The sequence below is a fragment of the Herbihabitans rhizosphaerae genome, from assembly GCF_004216555.1.
Classification (GTDB): Bacteria; Actinomycetota; Actinomycetes; order Mycobacteriales; family Pseudonocardiaceae; genus Herbihabitans; species Herbihabitans rhizosphaerae.
Map to the genome: position 1 here is coordinate 672,288 of NZ_SGWQ01000003.1, position 17,258 is coordinate 689,545.

At 70.7% G+C, this 17,258-nt stretch carries 18 protein-coding genes; 5 read left to right on the top strand and 13 right to left on the bottom strand.

Annotation, left to right across the window (positions count from 1 at the left end):
• Positions 1-22 precede the first annotated feature (22 nt).
• The gene (locus EV193_RS12920) at positions 23-208 is read left to right on the top strand and encodes a DUF3073 domain-containing protein (RefSeq protein ID WP_130344269.1); all 186 of its coding nucleotides are present in this window, start codon (positions 23-25) and stop codon (positions 206-208) included.
• Positions 209-221: 13 nt separating this feature from the next.
• Here EV193_RS12920 and arfB read toward each other — a convergent pair whose 3' ends face one another.
• The 7 genes from arfB to EV193_RS33250 all read right to left on the bottom strand — a co-directional run bounded on the left by arfB (position 222) and on the right by EV193_RS33250 (position 7,183).
• The gene (arfB, locus tag EV193_RS12925) at positions 222-647 is read right to left on the bottom strand and encodes an alternative ribosome rescue aminoacyl-tRNA hydrolase ArfB (protein ID WP_242613332.1); all 426 of its coding nucleotides are present in this window, start codon (positions 645-647) and stop codon (positions 222-224) included.
• A gap of 17 nt (positions 648-664) precedes the next feature.
• Positions 665-1,375, bottom strand: coding sequence for a hypothetical protein (locus EV193_RS12930; RefSeq protein WP_130344270.1), 711 nt, complete (start codon positions 1,373-1,375; stop codon positions 665-667).
• Positions 1,372-1,878 carry a SigE family RNA polymerase sigma factor gene (locus EV193_RS12935; protein ID WP_130344271.1) on the bottom strand — a complete coding sequence of 169 codons (507 nt, stop codon included), beginning with the start codon at positions 1,876-1,878 and terminating at the stop codon, positions 1,372-1,374. Before EV193_RS12935 ends, EV193_RS12930 begins: the two co-directional genes overlap by 4 nt.
• A gap of 143 nt (positions 1,879-2,021) precedes the next feature.
• On the bottom strand, positions 2,022-3,101 hold the full coding sequence (gene purM, locus EV193_RS12940; protein ID WP_242613333.1) for a phosphoribosylformylglycinamidine cyclo-ligase: 1,080 nt from the start codon (positions 3,099-3,101) through the stop codon (positions 2,022-2,024).
• A 33-nt stretch (positions 3,102-3,134) separates the two neighbouring features.
• Positions 3,135-4,697, bottom strand: a complete 1,563-nt coding sequence (gene purF, locus EV193_RS12945; protein WP_130344272.1) for an amidophosphoribosyltransferase — start codon at positions 4,695-4,697, stop codon at positions 3,135-3,137.
• A gap of 124 nt (positions 4,698-4,821) precedes the next feature.
• Entirely contained in the window at positions 4,822-6,282 is a 1,461-nt protein-coding gene (locus EV193_RS12950; protein ID WP_130344273.1) for a peptide MFS transporter, read from the bottom strand.
• Positions 6,283-6,373: 91 nt separating this feature from the next.
• The gene (locus tag EV193_RS33250; RefSeq protein WP_165401330.1) at positions 6,374-7,183 is read right to left on the bottom strand and encodes an Lrp/AsnC ligand binding domain-containing protein; all 810 of its coding nucleotides are present in this window, start codon (positions 7,181-7,183) and stop codon (positions 6,374-6,376) included.
• Here EV193_RS33250 and EV193_RS33255 point away from each other — a divergent pair.
• On the top strand, positions 7,159-7,983 hold the full coding sequence (locus EV193_RS33255; RefSeq protein ID WP_165401331.1) for a helix-turn-helix transcriptional regulator: 825 nt from the start codon (positions 7,159-7,161) through the stop codon (positions 7,981-7,983). The genes EV193_RS33250 and EV193_RS33255 overlap by 25 nt on opposite strands.
• Before the next feature lie 206 nt (positions 7,984-8,189).
• Here EV193_RS33255 and EV193_RS12965 read toward each other — a convergent pair whose 3' ends face one another.
• The 5 genes from EV193_RS12965 to EV193_RS12985 form a co-directional block, all read right to left on the bottom strand.
• The gene (locus tag EV193_RS12965; protein WP_207222626.1) at positions 8,190-8,519 is read right to left on the bottom strand and encodes a sterol carrier family protein; all 330 of its coding nucleotides are present in this window, start codon (positions 8,517-8,519) and stop codon (positions 8,190-8,192) included.
• A 50-nt stretch (positions 8,520-8,569) separates the two neighbouring features.
• A complete protein-coding gene (locus EV193_RS12970; RefSeq protein WP_130344277.1) occupies positions 8,570-9,379 on the bottom strand; it encodes an ESX secretion-associated protein EspG in 810 nt (269 codons plus the stop codon).
• Entirely contained in the window at positions 9,376-10,677 is a 1,302-nt protein-coding gene (locus EV193_RS12975; protein WP_130344278.1) for a PPE domain-containing protein, read from the bottom strand. The genes EV193_RS12970 and EV193_RS12975 overlap by 4 nt, the downstream gene beginning before the upstream one ends.
• Before the next feature lie 27 nt (positions 10,678-10,704).
• Complete coding sequence (locus EV193_RS12980) at positions 10,705-11,079, bottom strand: hypothetical protein (protein ID WP_130344279.1); 375 nt, start codon at positions 11,077-11,079, stop codon at positions 10,705-10,707.
• A gap of 135 nt (positions 11,080-11,214) precedes the next feature.
• The gene (locus tag EV193_RS12985) at positions 11,215-11,862 is read right to left on the bottom strand and encodes a DUF3558 family protein (RefSeq protein WP_130344280.1); all 648 of its coding nucleotides are present in this window, start codon (positions 11,860-11,862) and stop codon (positions 11,215-11,217) included.
• Positions 11,863-11,999: 137 nt separating this feature from the next.
• On the opposite strand from EV193_RS12985, the gene EV193_RS12990 reads away from it, so the two are divergent.
• Complete coding sequence (locus EV193_RS12990) at positions 12,000-12,560, top strand: type VII secretion system-associated protein (protein WP_130344281.1); 561 nt, start codon at positions 12,000-12,002, stop codon at positions 12,558-12,560.
• Between the two features lie 173 nt (positions 12,561-12,733).
• On the opposite strand, the gene EV193_RS12995 is transcribed toward EV193_RS12990, so the two are convergent.
• Complete coding sequence (locus EV193_RS12995; protein ID WP_242613336.1) at positions 12,734-14,860, bottom strand: putative bifunctional diguanylate cyclase/phosphodiesterase; 2,127 nt, start codon at positions 14,858-14,860, stop codon at positions 12,734-12,736.
• A 302-nt stretch (positions 14,861-15,162) separates the two neighbouring features.
• Between EV193_RS12995 and EV193_RS13000 the strand changes: the two genes are divergently transcribed.
• Complete coding sequence (locus EV193_RS13000) at positions 15,163-16,059, top strand: lysozyme (protein WP_207222601.1); 897 nt, start codon at positions 15,163-15,165, stop codon at positions 16,057-16,059.
• A gap of 27 nt (positions 16,060-16,086) precedes the next feature.
• Positions 16,087-17,241: a pentapeptide repeat-containing protein gene (locus EV193_RS13005; RefSeq protein ID WP_423202161.1), complete on the top strand. Its 1,155-nt coding sequence runs from the start codon at positions 16,087-16,089 to the stop codon at positions 17,239-17,241.
• The last annotated feature ends 17 nt before the right edge of the window (positions 17,242-17,258 follow it).

The following is a 17,258-nucleotide window of genomic DNA, read 5'->3' on the forward strand; positions in this document are numbered from 1 at the left end:
CCTTGTGCGAGGGGGTCGAGCCATGGGGCGCGGCCGAGCTAAGGCCAAGCAAACGAAGGTGGCCAGGGAGCTCAAGTACAGCACTCCCAATACAGACTTCGATGCCTTGCAGCGCGAGCTGTCAGGGTCGGAGTCCCGTGGCGATGGCCACGACGGTGACCGTTCCGACGACACGGCCGACGAGTACGAGGACTACGACCGGCGCTGAGCGCCCGTCCCCCTCACTCGTCGAACCCGGCGCGCCGCGCCCGCTTGGTGTCACCCCGCCGACGCTTGTCGGTCAGGCGACGCTCCCGAGCACCTCTGCTCGGTTTCGTCTGCCTGCGCTCACGTGGCGGCGGGGCGGCTGCTTCTCTGAGCGCAGCGGCGAGCCGTTGCCGTGCGGCGTTGCGGTTGGCGAGCTGGGCGCGGTGCTCGCTGGCGGCGATCGTGATGATCCCGTCGGTGAGCCTGCGCGCCAGTCGAGCCAGCATGCGGTCACGCAGGTGCGCCGGCACCGACGGCGAGTTCGCTATGTCGAAGGACAGCTCCACCCGCGAGTCGGCGGTGTTCACGCCCTGCCCACCAGGGCCGGACGAGCGGGAGAAGCGCTCGGTCAGCTCGCCGGCCGGGATCACCAGCGCGCGGGTCACCACGAGGTCGTCCACGACTCCAGGGTGCCCGGTCAGCGCAGGGCAAGTCCCGGCAGGGTGACGAGTTCGACGAGCGCGTCCACGGTGACCGCCGGCGAGGTGCGCTCGGCCAGCGCGGCGACCCAGGTGCCGTCCGGGCGGACCGTGCGCGCGCTGACCGACCCCGGCCCGGCGATTCCCACGTACACGGTCAACCCGTCCCGCACGCGGGTGTCGCACACCGCGTCCGGGGACGGCATCAGGCACGAGGACGGTGGTTGCCCGCCGGGCTGATAGATCGAGATGTTCACCCGTCCACCGCCGGCCGGCACCTCGACGGCGGCCGTGTAGCCGAAGTTGTACGGCTGGAACACCAGGTCCTGGTTGATCGTGCCGGGCAGCAGGGCCGCACCGGTGATCGTCTTGGTCAGCTGTGTGGCGCGGGACGGATGCGGCACGTACCGCGGGTCGGCCGTCGTGGACGGTGGTAGTGGCAGCGACGGCCCCGGCGGCGCGCTGTCCACAGTGGACGGCGGCAGGGTCGGCTGGGCGGCCTGCGTCGGGTCCGGGCCGCCACTGCCGTCCCCGGTCAGCGCCGCCGCGCCGAGCGCCACCGCCATCACCGCGGCGGCCACCCCGCCACCCGCGGCGATCCGCCGCCCGCGCAACCGGCCTCGGCCGGCACGCAGCACGTCGTCGGTGGTCAGCTCGGGCGGCGGCTCCCCGTCCAGCGCCCGCGCCAGCAGCGACGTCACCTCGTTCACGACTGCCCCTCCAGTACGGTCCGGCCGGCCGCGAGCAACTCCCGCAGCGCGGCCAGACCCTTCGCCGCCTGGCTCTTCACTGTCCCCTCGGTCCGCCCGAGCACCCTGGCCGTCTCGGTGATCGACAGGTCCTCCCAATATCGGAGCACCACGACCGCCCGCTGACCGGCCGGGAGCTGCCCGAGCGCCCGCCGCACGTCCACGGCGTCCTCCACACCGGACGGCGGCACGCTCAGCTCGGGCGGTTCCGACGTCGTGCTCTCCCTGCGGCGAAAGGCCTTCCGCGACTCGTCGATCGAGGTCCGCACCAGCACCGTGCGCGCGTACGCGTCGATGCCGGCGCTGGCCCGCAGCCGAGGCCACACCACGTAAAGCTTGCTGAGCGCGGTCTGCACCAGGTCCTCCGCCCGGTGCCAGTCCCCGCACAGCAGGTACGCGGTTCTGCGCATGACGGGCAGGCGTGTGTCGACGTATTCGGCGAACTCGCCGTCCCGACCACTCACCCGTCCCGTCCTTCCCGCGTCACCGAGTTAAACGGAACCAGCGCACCGAAAGGTTGCCCGCCCCACCAAGCCACCCCGACGTTTGCCGTACTTGGCGACGCTCCTGACCGGGGTTTGCTGGTCTTGAAGACCTACAAACGGGGTCAGAACCGCAGGTAGTCGCCGGACAGGTGGGCGCGGGCGCTGTCGGTGTCCTCGGCCGGGCTCACCTCACCGGCCACCCAGGCCGGCACGTGCCGGGCGGTGAGCACGGCCAGCGCCCGGTCGACGTCCTCGGGCGCGACCACGGCGATCATGCCGACGCCCATGTTGAACGTGCGCTCCATCTCCTCGCGCTCGACCCGCCCGCGCTGCGCGATCAGCGCGAACACCGGCGCCGGCGTCCACGTGTCGCGGTTGACCTTCGCGGCCAGCCCGCGCGGGATCACCCTGGCCAGATTGTCGGCCAGCCCGCCGCCGGTGATGTGCGCGAACGTGCGCACCTCGGCCTCGGCGGCCAGCGCGAGACAGTCCTTGGCGTAGATCCGGGTCGGCACCAGCAGCTCCTCGCCGAGCGTGTGGCCGAACTCCTCCACCTGCCCGGACAGCGGCATCCGCGCGATGTCCAGCAGCACGTGCCGGGCCAGCGAGTACCCGTTGGAGTGCAGGCCGGAGGAGCCCATGGCGATCAGCACGTCACCGGGGCGCACCCGGTCCGGCCCGAGCAGCTTGTCCGCCTCGACCACGCCGACGCCGGTCGCGGACACGTCGTAGACGCCGTCGGTCATCAGCCCTGGGTGCTCGGCCGTCTCGCCGCCGAGCAGCGCGCACCCGGCCTGCTGGCAACCGTCGGCGATGCCCTTGACCAGCGCGGCGATCTTCTCCGGCACGACCTTGCCGACCGCGATGTAGTCCTGCAGGAACAGTGGCTCGGCGCCGCACACCACCAGGTCGTCGACCACCATCGCGACCAGGTCGAGGCCGATCGTGTCGTGCACGTCCAGCGCCTGCGCCACGGCGATCTTGGTGCCGACGCCGTCGGTGGAGGAGGCGAGCACCGGCTCCTTCCACCGGTCCAGCCGCAGCTTGAACAGGCCGGCGAACCCGCCGATCCCGCCGAGCACCTCGGGCCGCGACGCCTTGTCCGCGTACGGCTTGAGCAGCTCTACGGCCTCCTCGCCGGCCGCGATGTCCACCCCCGCCCCGGCGTAGGTGGCCTTCGACGCGTCGATTGGCGTGCTCACGTGTGGATCTCCGTCACGGATGGGGAGTCATGGTTACGGACGCCGCAGCGCGTCCTCGGCACCGTACCCGGTGGGAAGCACGGGTGCGGCTGAGCCCGCGATGCCCTTCTCCAGGCCCTTCTCCGCGCTCTTGATGCCCTCCAGCAGGTGCTTGCCGATCCGCGCGTCGTCCGGCAGCGCGATCGGGTAGCTGCCGTCGAAGCAGGCGCAGCACAGCCGGGTCTTCGGCTGCTCGCTGGCCGCGATCAGCGCGTCCTGGGACACGTAGCCAAGCGAGTCCGCGCCGATCGAGCGGCGGATCCCGTCCAGGTCCAGCCCGTTGGCGACCAGCTCGGCACGGGAGGCGAAGTCGATGCCGTAGAAGCACGGCCAGCGCACCGGCGGCGACGCGATCCGCACGTGCACCTCGACCGCGCCGGCCTCGCGCAGCATCCGCACCAGCGCGCGCTGGGTGTTGCCGCGCACGATCGAGTCGTCCACAACGACCAGCCGCTTGCCGCGGATCACCTCGCGCAGCGGGTTCAGCTTGAGCCGGATGCCGAGCTGCCGGATCGTCTGGGACGGCTGGATGAACGTGCGGCCGACGTAGGCGTTCTTCACCAGCCCTGAGCCGTACGGGATGCCGGAGCCCTGGGCGAACCCGATCGCCGCCGGGGTGCCGGACTCGGGCACCGGGATCACCAGATCGCCCTCGGCCGGGTGCTCGCCGGCCAGCCGCCGGCCGATCTCGACGCGGGTGGCGTGCACGCTGCGCCCGGCGATCGTGGTGTCCGGGCGGGCGAGGTAGACGTACTCGAAGATGCAGCCCTTCGGCTCGGGCGTGGCGAACCGGCTCGACCGCAGGCCGTCCGCGTCGATCGCGAGCAGCTCGCCCGGCTCGACCTCGCGCACGAACGACGCGCCCACGATGTCCAGCGCGGCCGTCTCGCTGGCCACCACCCAGCCGCGCTCCAGCCGGCCGAGCACCAGCGGGCGCACGCCGTGCGGGTCGCGCGCCGCGTACAGCGTCGACTCGTCGGAGAACACCAGGCAGTAGGCGCCGCGCAGGGTGGGCAGCAGCTCCAGCGCGGCCTGCTCGATGCCCTTGTCCGCGGCCGCCGCCGCGAGCAGGCCGGTGATCAGGTCGGAGTCGGTGGTCGAGCCGTTCTTGGTGACCACGCCCAGCTCGTGCGCACGGTCCAGCAGGTCGCCGGTGTTCACGAGATTTCCGTTGTGCCCCAAGGAAAGCCCGGAGCCGGCCGCGGTGGTGCGGAACGTCGGCTGGGCGTTCTCCCAGGTGCTGGAACCGGTCGTGGAGTAGCGGCAGTGCCCGACCGCGACGTGTCCGAGCAGCGAGGTCAACACCTGCTCGTCGAACACCTGCGAGACCAGCCCGAGGTCCTTGAACACCACGACCTGAGAGCCGTCGCCGACCGAGATGCCGGCCGCCTCCTGGCCGCGGTGCTGCAGCGCGTAGAGGCCGTAGTAGGTCAGCTTGGCGACCTCTTCACCAGGGGCCCACACGCCGAAGACGCCGCATTCCTCGCGCGGCTCTCTCTCCGGGACGTCAGTGTCGGGGTGAACGGATCCTGTGCCAGTGGGCTGGACGGTGGCCACTGAAGCGCTCCCAAGGGACGGCGTCAGGCTGCACCCAAGTGTATGTCCTGCTCAGGCAGCTCCGGACCATTGCGACGTGGCGCGCCCCACACTGGTATCGCGGGGCGCGACCACGCCGTCGCGCTCAGCGCACGCCGCTCATCTGCTTGGAGATCCACGGCCGCAGCGCCAACACCGCCAGGCCCACCACGATCGCCCCGGCGCCGACGATGCCGAAGTAACTCGCCTCGCTGTCCTCGTGGTAGTACTGGCCGATCGTGCCGGCGAGCGAGGAGCCCATCGCCACCGACAGGAACCACAGCCCCATCATCTGGCTGCGGAACGCCTCCGGCGCCAGCTTCGTCGCCGTCGAGAGTCCCACGGGCGAGATGAACAACTCGGCGATCGTGAACACCAGCAGGAACCCGAAGAACGCCAGCAGCGGCACCGAGCCGGCCCCGCCGCCGGCCACCGTCAGGAACAACAGGAACCCGACGCCCACCAGAATGGGGCCCAGTGCGATCTTGGTCGGGGTGGACGGCTGGCGGGGGCCGAGCTTGGTCCACAGCACGGCGAACACGCCCGCGAGCAGGATGATGAACACCGGGTTGATCGCATTGGCCACCCAGGAGACCGGCATCTCCCAACCGAACAGCATCCGGTCGATCCGGCCCTCGGCGTAGACCGGCATCACCGTGTAGAGCTGCTGGAACAGCGACCAGAACGCCACACTCGCCACCAGCAGCGGGATGAACGCGCGCACCCGGCTCTTCTCCACCGGCGTGACCTTGTCGCTGGTCAGCATCAGCACGAAGTAGGCGACCGCGGCGACGCCGGCCACCACCGCGACGACATCGGACAGGTTGAGCGCGGTGATCACGCCGAGGGCCACCGCCAACACGATCACCACGACCAGGCCGAGCCACGCCACCAGGTACTTCGTCCGCTCGGACGGCGGCAGCGGATTCGGCACGGAACTGGCCGACTCGGGCAGGTTGCGCCGGCCGAGGGTGTACTGGATCAGGCCGATGATCATGCCGATCGCGGCGAGCCCGAACCCGTAGTGGAACGCGATCTTCTCGCCGACGGCACCGGTGAAGATCGTGCCGGCCAGACCGCCGATGTTGATGCCCATGTAGAAGATCGAGAAGCCGGCGTCCCGCCGCCCGTCCTTCTCCTCGTAGAGCATTCCGACGATGACGCTGGCGTTGCCCTTGAGCGCGCCGCCGCCGACCGCGACGCAGAACAGGCCGACACCGAGACCCACCAGGCCGGGCAGGATCGCCAGGCTCAGGTGCCCGATCACCACGACCACGGCGCCGTAGAACACTGTCCGCTCGGCGCCGAGCAGCCGGTCCGCGATCCACGAACCGACGATGGCGGATACGTAGATCAGACCGCCGTACGCGCCGACGATGCTCATCGCCGCCGCCTTCGACTGGCCGAGGCCCCCGTCCTGGGCGGAGTACCACATGTACAGCCCGACGATGCCGGTCAGTCCGTAGTAGGAGAACCGCTCCCACATCTCGACGCCGAAAAGGTTCATCAGCCCTCGTGGGTGCCCGAAGAACCCTTTCCTCGGCCGTGCCTCTGTCGTGGAGTCCACAGCTCGCTCACACCTTCTGTCGTGGAGGTTTGATCAACGAAACGTTGGTATGACCGGCCCCGGGGGACAACCCGTCGACCGTCCCGTATTTCTACGTATCCGGCGTCATCGGGACGCTGCCCACCGCTCGTCCCCGCGAATCGAGCAGCCGGCCCATCCGCTTGACCACCCAGGTGCTGATGTTGCGCTCCATCACCCGGGCCACCGGCGCGGCCGCCGACATCCGCGCCTCGAACTCGGCGCACTCCGCCGGCGAGTGCAGCCACGCGATCAGCAGCAGGTTGTGATCACCGACAACGGTCACACACAGACGCGTCTCGCGCAGGGTGGCCAGCGCCCGGGCCGACTCGGCCAGCCGGTCGGCGCGCACCTCGACCCGGTACAGCGCGGTCACCGGCCAGCCGGCCAGCGGGTTCGCCACGTCGCACCGGAACAGCAGCTCCCGGTTGCGCAGCATCCTGGACAGACGCCGGCGCACGGTCGACTCGCTGATCCCGCAGTCGTCCGCGAGATCCGACGAACGCCGGCGCGGGTCGACGGCCACCGCCCGCGCGATCGCCGCGTCGGCCAGGTCCCACCGCGTCGGCCCCGGCGCCCGGATCGCCGGCGGCCCGTCGGCCAGCATCGCGCGCTGTACCGGGGTGAGCGCCCTGGCCAGCCAGTCGCCGCCCTCCCGGTGCACCTGCGCTGCCACCGCAATGCGCATCGCGGTCACGCCGTCCAGCCGTCCCAGCCGGGCGGCGAGCAGTCCGTCCAGGCCGGCGAGATCGACCGCGTCCACCCCGAGGAACAGCTGGTAGCGGCCGGTCGTGCGGTCCAGGCTGAACACCCACGGCCAGGTGCACAGCTCCTCGGTGATCGCGTTCAGCACGGCTGGTGCGGGCGTGGCTGGCGGTGGCACGCGGCGACTGGCACGAGGCGCAGACGTATCTGTCCCGGCTGAGCACGGCCGAGCCGGGCAACGAGGTGTTCCCGGTGATGCTGGGCGCGGCCGGCGGGGCGATCCGGATGCTGCTGGAGAAGGGCGAACTGGCCGCCGCGTGCACGCGCGCCGACCGGGGCGTCGACGCGCTGGTGCGCAAGGGCGGCTGGGCGTGGGCCGGTGAGCTGGTGCCGTACGCGGTCGAGGCGTACTGCGGGGCGGACCGCGTCGACGAGGCGGCGCGCCTGACCGACCGGCTGGCCGAGGCGGTGACGGAGCTGGACGCGCCACTGGCGGCGGCGGCACTGCTGGGCTGCCGCGCCAAACTGGCCAGGCACTCCGGCGAGGACGCCACGCCGTTGTTCGACCAGGCGCGTCAGCTGCACGCGCGACTCGGGTTCCGGTACCGCGCGGCACAGCTCGCCGAGCAGGCGGCGGTGTGCCGGTGGGACGAGGACCACGCCGGCGCGTCCACCACGATCGGCACCCTGGCCGATCAGTTCGAGCACATCGGTGCCGTGCGCGACGCGGCACGGTGCCGCCATCGGCTGCGCCAGCACGGAATTCGCAAACCGTCGGCGCGCAATGGTCGCGGATACGGCGAGCAGATGTCACCTCGGGAACGCGAAGTGGCCAGGCTGGTCATGGCCGGCCACACCAATCAGGAAATCGCGGACATTCTCTTTCTGTCGCGCCGAACGGTCGAGGAGCACGTCGGAAACGTTCTGCGAAAGAACAACGTGCGTTCCCGCCGCCAACTCCTGATCGAGCAGAAATAGCCCGGACGATCCCGCACCTCGCACCGCTGTTCCCGCAGGTGGATCCACGGCTTGCGGGAATGTGCCGAAACCCGTGTAACTACGGGTCGCCACCCTGGTTGCCGGCGAGAATCGAATACGCCAGGATTTGTACTAGCGATGAAGCTCTTCCCGCCGCCCCGCCTCTGGTCCGGACCAACCAGGGGCGGGGCACCCTTTGTCCGAAACTAAACCACCGGAAGATATTCGGCGATGTCGTCGGCGCGGGTGCCGGACGCGATGACCCGACCGGTGTCCACGGCCTCGGCCCAGGCCAGCCGGCCGGTGGCCAGTTCGAGCCAGGTGCGCGGATCGGTCTCCACCACGTTCGGCGGAGTGCCCCGGGTGTGCGTGGGGCCGGCGACGCACTGCTCGGCGGCGAACGGCGGCACCCGGACCTCGACACTGCGACCGGGCGCGCCCTGCGCGAGCGTGCGCAGGCTCGCGCGCACGGCGGCGGCCAGCGTGGCCCGGTCGGGTTGGTCGCCGCCGTCCAGCCACGACACGACCTCGGCCATCGCGGCCCGCAGCTCACCCGGATCGACCACCCGGCGCCGTGCCGGCACGGTCAGTCCTCGACCTCGCGCAGCACCTCGGTGAGCACCTCGTCGATGTGCCTGGCGAGCTTGGCACCGTCGGCCGGCGCGATCGTCGTCCACGGCGTGCCGTCCGGGGCCTGCTTGCGCAGCTGCACGTAGCGACCGGCCTCGGTGTCGAAGAACGCCACCACGCGGTTGCCGCGCACCCGCCGGCTGAGCTTGTCCCGCGCGGCGACGCCGAAGTTCCCGTTGCCGGTGAGCTTCGCGTCGAACACGGTCGCCAGTGTGTTGGCGTCGTCGGGGCGCAGCCCGGCCGAGACGAGCCCCGCCTTGAACGAGTTCACGTCGTTGGCGTCGTTCGCCGCGGCGGTGAAGTCGTCGCTGCGGAGGCTGACCGAATGCCCGGGGCCGGCCGGCGCCGGCGGCAGCACGCCCACCGCCACGCCAGGCAGACCGGTGATCGGGACGCGATGGAAGGTCAACTGGTCGTCGGACAGCACGGCGAGCACCGCGTGGTCACGGACGGCCGCCACCACGAAGCGGGTGATCTTGCCGACCCACACCCGGCCGTCGACCTCGCGCTCCGGCCTGGCCAGGATGCCGAGGATCTCCTCCAACTCGGGATCGATCGCGACCTGCCGGCCGAGCCCGCGCTGCTCGAGGTCGAACCACACCTGCTGCTCGAGCTTGGCCCGCTCCTCCCACGTCGCGCCGGGCGACGGCACGTCGAGGATGAGCGGGATCTCGGACAGGTCGAGGTGCTTCCACACCACGTCGAACTCAAGGGCGGACAGGGAGATCGGCTCCCTGCCCGCCCTGAGTCCGGACTCGATCGTCACTTCTGCTGTGGCTTCTCACCGATGACCGGCGGTGCGACCTTGCGGTCGTCGCCCCAGACATCGGAGGCACCGATCAGGTAGTCGGGAGTCTCGTGCTCCTCGTCCTCCTCGCCCTGACCACGGGCGCCGCCCATCGGCATGCCGCCGCCCATGCCACCGGCACCGCGACCACCAGGGCCGCCCGCGCCACCGGCACGGTGCGCCATGTCGTCGGCGCCGCCCATGCCACCGAAGCCACCCGGGCCGCCCTTGCCGGCACGCTGGCCGTCGGCGTTCGCGCCGCCGAGACCACCGGGGCCGCCGACACCACGCGAGCCGGGGCCGCCGCGGCGGGCCGCCTCGTCGTCGCCGAAGCTGGTGCCACCGGGGCCGAAGGGGCCTGGCATGCCGTACTCCTGGCCGCTGTTCGGGCCCAGGTTCGGCGGGGTGTTGGTGGTCGGCGGCTTGCCGGTGTTCTGCGGCCTGATCGGCGACCAGCCACCCGGATTGGTGGTACCGGGAGCACCGGGGTAACCGCCGGGGCCGGGGCCGCCAGGGCCACCCGTACCGGGAGCACCGGGCACGTGACCCCCGGGACCGGTGCCGCCACCGCCGGTACCGGGAGCGCCGGGCACGCTGCCGCCGGCGCCGGTCAGCGTCGGAGCGCTGCTGGTGTTGGTGCTGCCGTTCGGACCGTCCACGCCGACCCCGGGCGGGCCGACCTGGCCGCCGCGCGGCTGCGGCTCGGGAACACCCACCACGACCTGCGGCGGAGTCTCGAACGTCGCCATCGTGTTGACGTTCATGTCGCTGCTGGACTGGTAGCTCGTCATCGCCTGGCGAGCCTTCTGCTCGGCCTCGCGGCGCGCCTTCTCCTGCGCCTCGTGGTCGCGAGCCTGCTGCTCGACGCCGGCCACCGTCTTCGACGAGAACGGGTTGGCGTAGGCGTTCATGTAGTCACCGGTCGACGGCTCCGGCGTGGTCACCTGCACCGGCTTCGGCACGCCCGAGCGCGCCTCGCCGATGAAGTTGCCCTGCCACTCCGCCGTCGTCTTCATGTTCGTGGCGTGGCCGTTCGTGGTCTCCGACCACTGCACCAGCGGCGTGCTGCCGGCCTTGGTGTTGTCGGCGGCCTTGCCCTCCCAGACGGCGCCCAGCCGGCTCAGCTCGGCCTGCAGGTCGCCGTTGATCCTCTCGAGCGACTTGGCCACGCCGTCCCATGCCTGGGCGTGGGCCGAGGACGCCGAAGCGCCCTGCCCGTTGTTGATGTCAGTGTGAATCTGCTCGTGGGACACACCGTCCCAGCGCACGTCCACCATGTGGGTTCACCCCTCAGAAGTTTGTGGTCAGGCCTTGTGGTGCTTGCCCCACATGGCGGTGTTGCTGCCCTCGACGCGCTCGTAGGCCTTGTACGACGCGTCCAGCGCCTCCCAGACGCCCTGAAGCTGGCCGGCGTACTCGGCCAGCGTGTGCGCGCCGGACGTGTTCTCGCCGTAGGTGCGCACGATGATCTTCTCCGCCGTGGCCCTGCTGATCTGGTCGCCGGCCCAGTACGGACGGTCGAGGGCGCTGAGGTTCTGCGTCTCCTTCGCCACGGCTTCCTGTGCCTTGCGGAACGCCTCCCGGACCGCGGGAATCGCCGAGGGCTCAACCCTCAGGCGCTGCGGACCTGCGTACGGCGGAGGGGTCGAACCGCCGCCACCACCCGAGTCAATCAGCACTGCAATGCCTCCCTACATCCATGTGCGTTCGCGACGATCCTAGCTCTGACGAGCGACCGCCACGTCCGGTTCCCCAAACCAGACGCCTTACCGTTGGATTCTTTCCTAAGACGTGCTACTCGGGCAACCATGACGTCACCCGGCCGCCCGTACCGCCGCCTCCGCGTTCGGCACGACGCTCTGACACAGCGTCGCCTGCGGGACCTTCTGCGGCACGCTGACGTCCGTGTGCTGGACGTAGAGCAACTGACCGTCGGCGACGTCCACCACCACGTCGCACCGAATCCGATTGGTCGGCTTGATCAGGTAGCCGGGGTAGCCGGCGACCTGCATCGGCTGGACCTCCGCACCGGCCTCCCTGGTGTACTTCACGTAGTCGGCCGCACTCCGGTCGGTCACCGGCAGGACCATGAGTCCGAGTCCGAATTTCGGGGTTCCCGCGGAAGCCTGCGCGGCACACGCCTTCGCCTGTGGGAACGGCTGGACCGACTCCCTGGTCTCCGGCGCCTTGTCGATACCGAGCTCGCGCAGTGGCGTCGCGGCGAGGACTCGGCACGGGTCAACGGCGCGCATGTCCAGCGGTTTCGGGCGGTTGACCGGCGGGTTCGCGCTGGTCGGGGCGCCGGACGTGGTCGGATCGGTGGCCGAGGTCGCGCCGCCGGTCGCCGAGGTCGGCGAGGTCGGCGAGGGCGACCCGGTGCCGCCCTTGTCGTCCGAACATGCCCCCAGGGTGAGCGCGGTCCCGGCGAGCACCGCCGCCGTGACGCGCCGAGAGATCTTCATGCCGCGAAGGTACCGAACTTCGCCACTCGCCGACTCGATAGACCGTTCGAGTGACACCCCCGTGGGGGGTTAGCGATTCTGCGCGACGGGGTCGCCCTCCTTAGCATGGGCCCCAGGTGGAAGGCAGGGGGCGGGACATGGCAGAACAGCCCGAGATCACACAGGAAATGCGGGACAACGCCAAGGCACACCCGAACAGCTGGCTGTACGTCATCGACCACGAAATGGACGACGGTGACCAGCCGAGCCAGGCCGCCATCGTGGGCGCCTACCCGGTCGACGAGCGGGGCGAGATCGAGGAGACCTTCCACGGCAACCCCGAGTACGGCCGGGGCCGCCATGCCAGGCCCGCCGCGCCCCAGCGCGTCGACGACCTCGGGCGGCTCTTGGAGGAGATCCGCGCCGGCAAGCACCGTCCCGACGTGCTCCCGCCCGTGGTGCTCGACACGATCCTGCTGATCTACGCCGCCGGCCGCACCGACCGCTCGATCACCGCGTTCCCCAACCGCGACGGGCGGCTCATGGTGCCGGCGTGCACCTCACCGGACGCGATCCCGCGCGCCTGGCCCGGCTGGCGTCCGGTGCTCGGGCGCGAACTGGCGCCGCTGCTGCGCGGCCATCCACTGGTGATCAACCCGATCGGACCGGTGGCCGCCGTGATCCCCGCCGCGCACCTGATCGCGGCCGTCACCCGCTAGCGCCAGCCATCCCTTCCGGGCAACTTGGCCGAATGTCCACAAAGCCACGCTGGGGTCGCACGCTTCTACGAGGGCGATCGCCCTTACGGTGACGGACCCACACCGGCCTCGCAACCAACCAATCAACGTCACCACCGGCCGTCGGCGGAGCCGACTCGGCGACCTTGCCCGAGCTAGCGCGACAGCATCGCGTCGACCGACTCGGGCGGGCCCGCCTTGGCGTACAGCCAGCCCTGAGCCGAGTCGCAGCCGATCCGCCGCAGCCGGTCGGCCTGCGCCGTGGTCTCCACGCCCTCCGCGGTGACCTCCAGCCCGAGCGTGTGCGCCAGTGACACCAGCGTCTCGACGATCTTGTAGTCGACCGGCTCGTGCGTGCCGTGGTCGCGCAGGCCCTCCATGAACGAGCCGGCCACCTTCAACGTGTGCACGGGCAGCGTGCGCAGGTAGGCGAGGTTGGAGTACCCGGTGCCGAAGTCGTCGATGGCGATCCGCAAACCCATGTGCGCCAACGAGTGCAGCACGGCCAGCGGCTCACCGGTGGTGCCCATGATGGCCGACTCGGTCAGCTCCAGCTGCACCATCGACGGCGGCACGTCGGCGCTGGCCAAGATCGACTTGATGTCGCCGACGAGCCCCGGGTCCTGGATCTGCCTGGCCGCCAGGTTCACGCTGATCATGGGCGCGCGGTCGCCGAACCGGTCCAGCCACGCCCTGGCCTGCCGGCACGCCGCGTGCAGCACCCACCGTCCCAGCGGGACGATCAACCCGGTCTCCTCGGCCAGCCCGATGAACCGGTCCGGCGGGAGCCGCCCGAACTCCGGGTGCCGCCAGCGGACCAGCGCCTCGACCCCGGTCAGCGAGTCGTCGCAGAGCGAGACCAGCGGCTGGTAGTCCACGTAGAACTCGTCCCGCTCCAGTGCCGCCGGCATGCGCGCGGACAACGTGAACCGCGCGACCTCCCTGGCGTTGCGCTCCGGGTCGTAATGCGCCCAGCGGTTCTTCCCGTCCGCCTTCGCCCAGTACAGCGTCACGTCGGCGTCGCGCATGATCTCCGCGGGCGAGGACCCTCGGACGGCCCGCTCCACGATGCCGATGCTGGCCGACACGGACAGCTGGTGGCCCCTGATCCGCACCGGGTCGTCCAGCACGCACAGGATCTTGTCGGCCAGGTCCACGACCTCGTCGCGGCCGGTGCTGCCCTCGACGAGCACCACGAACTCGTCGCCGCCCATCCGCGCGGCCAGCTTGCCGGTCCCGGACACCAGTTGGTCCAGCCGCTCGGCGACCGCGACCAGGAGCTGGTCGCCGACGTCGTGGCCGAGGCTGTCGTTGATCACCTTGAACCCGTCGAGGTCCAGGTAGCACAGGCCGACGCGGGAGCCGGGCGAGTCGATGAACGCGGCGCCGAGCCGGTCCTGGAACAGCGCCCGGTTGGGCAGGCCGGTCAGCGGGTCGTGGGTCGCCTGATGGTGCAGCCGGTCCTGCAGGTGCTTGCGGTCGGTGATGTCCTCGACCATGGTCACCAGGTAGTCCGGCGCGCCGTCGTCGTCGCGCACCAGCGAGACCGTCATGTGCACCCACACCGGGTCGCCCGAGCACCGGCGCAGGCAGCGTTCCATGTGGAAGTGATCACGCTTGCCGGCGATCAGGTCGAGGTAGCCCTTGGGGTGCAGCACCGCGTCGCCCGGGTACCGGAAGTCCTCGATGCTCTTGCCGCGGACCTCGGCGCGCCGGTAGCCGAACATGTCGGCCATCGCCTGGTTGGCGTCGATCACCGTGCCCTCGATGCTGGACAGCCCGATGCCGATCGCGGACTCGGTGAACATCGCGCGGAAACGTGCCTCGCTGGCCCGCAGTGCCGCCTCGGCGCCGTCCCGCGCGTCGAACGCGGCCTGCCTGATCGCCTCCTGCTGCTCCAGAATGCGGTCGGTCATCGCCTCGGTGAAGCCGGTGGCGAACGCCGCCTGCAGCGCTGCCGTCCTGCGCCGGCACTCCGAGTCCGCCGGCGCGCCGGCTGCCAGCGCGAGCGAGTCGCCCAGCAGGTTGATCGACGCGCCGAGCGCGCCGGGACCGTGGCAGCGCATCCGGACCAGCTCGGCGCCGACCCTGGCGGCCGGCTCGGCGGCGAAGTCCACGGCGAGCAGGCACGTGGCCAGCTCGTCGACGAACGGCCGCAGCCGCTCGACCACGGTGCCCCGGTCGAGCGGAACGAACGTGCTCTCGATCAGCGCGGCCGCCCAGGATGCGGCGAACGAGCCCCTGTCGGTGGACTCCCTCGCCGCGCCCGCGCTCAGGCTCACGACCATCAGACCCCTCAGATCGCGCGTTCAGCTCGCCCCGTGGCACCGAGGTCGGGCACACACGCAGCGTACGTTCGGTCACCCGCACGGTTGACTCTAGTCACCGGCAGCCATCTCACCAGCGCCGATTCACCCCTCTCCGCCGGGGTCCCCGTCCGGGGCCCGTCTCCACCCTGCCTGATACCCAAGTCTCGGTGACAAATTCACACAAAAGCGTGACAAATCGGTACTTGGGCGAACACAATCGTCATCCGTACGGCTACGGCCCGTGAAGCCGTCGCGAGGGCAACGAAAGGACAGGCATGAAGTCCCTGGCATCGAAAGGAAGATGGCGCAGACTTGTCGTTGTGTGTGTCTCGCTGTCAGCAAGCGCCCTGCTGTTAACGTCCGTCACCGCCACGGCTGAGCCGGCGGCGGAAGGCGGAGTCTTCGATCCGGCCTCCGACCCCGCGGTCGCCGAGATGATCCGTACCCAAGACACCCCGATGGGCTCGCAGATCCGCAAGCACGAGGGTGGCGACCCGTCCAACGAGGAGACCAAGGCTCGCGCGCTCGCGCCGCAGCCTGAAGTCGGCGTGATGGCCACCGTCCCGGGCATCGACGTCAGCGGTCACCAAGGCAATGTGAACTGGGCGGCCCAGTGGAACGCGGGCAAGCGGTTCGTGTGGGCCAAGGCGACCGAGGGAACGGGCTACAAGAACCCGTACTTCGGCCAGCAGTACAACGGCTCCTACAACCAGGGCTTCATCCGCGGCGCGTACCACTTCGCGCTGCCGGACCGGTCCAGCGGCGCCACGCAGGCGAACTTCTTCTCCAGCAACGGCGGTGGCTGGTCCGGTGACGGCAAGACGCTGCCCGGCGCGCTGGACATCGAGTACAACCCGTACGGCGCCACCTGCTACGGCTTGTCCAAGGCCTCGATGACCAACTGGATCCGCGACTTCAGCAACACCTACAAGGCGCGGTGGAACAAGTACCCGGCGATCTACACCACCACCAACTGGTGGAATCAGTGTGTCGGCGCGGACTTCGGCTCCACCAACCCGCTGTGGGTCGCGCGGTACGCGTCCTCGGTCGGCCAGTTGCCGATCGGCTGGGGCACGTACACGGTGTGGCAGTACTCGTCGTCCCCGATCGACCAGAACAGCTTCAACGGGTCCTACGACCGGCTGCAGGTGTTCGCGACCAACCACGACTGACGAGCGCGACCTCTAGGGTTGCCGGCGATGAACAGCACCGTGTGGGTCATCGTCGGCGCCCTGCTCGTCGTGGCGGGCGCGACGACCTTCCTGCTCAACTGGCGGCGGCGCAAGCCGGCGTTCGCGCTCACCGGCACGTTCCTGTTGTCGCTCGGCGTGCTGGGCGTGGTGACCGGGATGCTGCTGACCGACCCGAAGACCTCGAAGGTCGAGGCGCTCAAGACCGGCGGCATCGCGGCCGGCGCGATCGTGGCGCTGTACGCGCTGTGGCTCAACGACCGGCGGCGGCGGGTCGAGGAGCAGCGGCAGCGGGTGGAGCGCGACCGGCACGAGCTGGAGTCGGCCCGCACCGAGCACGATCGCGAGCGAGTGTCCGACGAGCGGTTCGCGCGGGCGGTCGAGCTGCTCGGGCACGAGACGTCGCAGGTCCGGGTGGGCGCGCTGCTGGCGCTGGTCGGGCTGGCGCGCAGCCGGCCGGAGTACACCCAGACCGTGCTCGACGTGCTGTGCTCCTGTCTGCGCCAGCCGTTCAAGCACACGCGCTACAACCTTGTCGAGAGCGGCCAGCGTCCGAAGTGGGCGCTGGACGGCGACGAGAACGACCACGAGCTGCAGGTGCGCCTGACCGCGCTGCGCCTGATCACCGACCTGCTGCCGTCCGGCGAGGACGCCCCCGCCTACGACCTGGACCTGACCGGCGCGGTGCTCGAGTACGTGAACTTCTCCGGCAAGACGATCGGCACGCTGACGCTGCGCTGGGCCAAGCTGTACCGCTCGACCTCGCTGTCGGGCTGCCGGGTTCTCGGGTCGGCGTGGTTCACCGGCGCGAAGGTGTGGGGCTGGTTCAACGCGGCCGGCCTGGACTGCCACGCCCGGGTGTGGTTCAGCGGCTTCGAGGCGAACTGGCAGGTGGACCTGACCGGGGCGACCTTCCGCGGTGACCACAAGTTCTCCGGGGCGACCTTCCACGACGCGCTGAAACTGGGCGGTGCCACCTTCGCGGTGCCGCCGGACCTGTCGGAGGTCTCGGTGCGCGGCGACCTGGACCTGACGGCCACCGGACTGGACGCGGACAAGGCCGCCGGCATGACCGTGGCGCTCGGCCGGGAGACGCGGCTGCCGTCGCACTGCGTCGTCGAGCGGCGCGACGGCGGCGTGGGAGTCGTTGTCCCACAACGCTGATCCGGGGCAACGGCCGC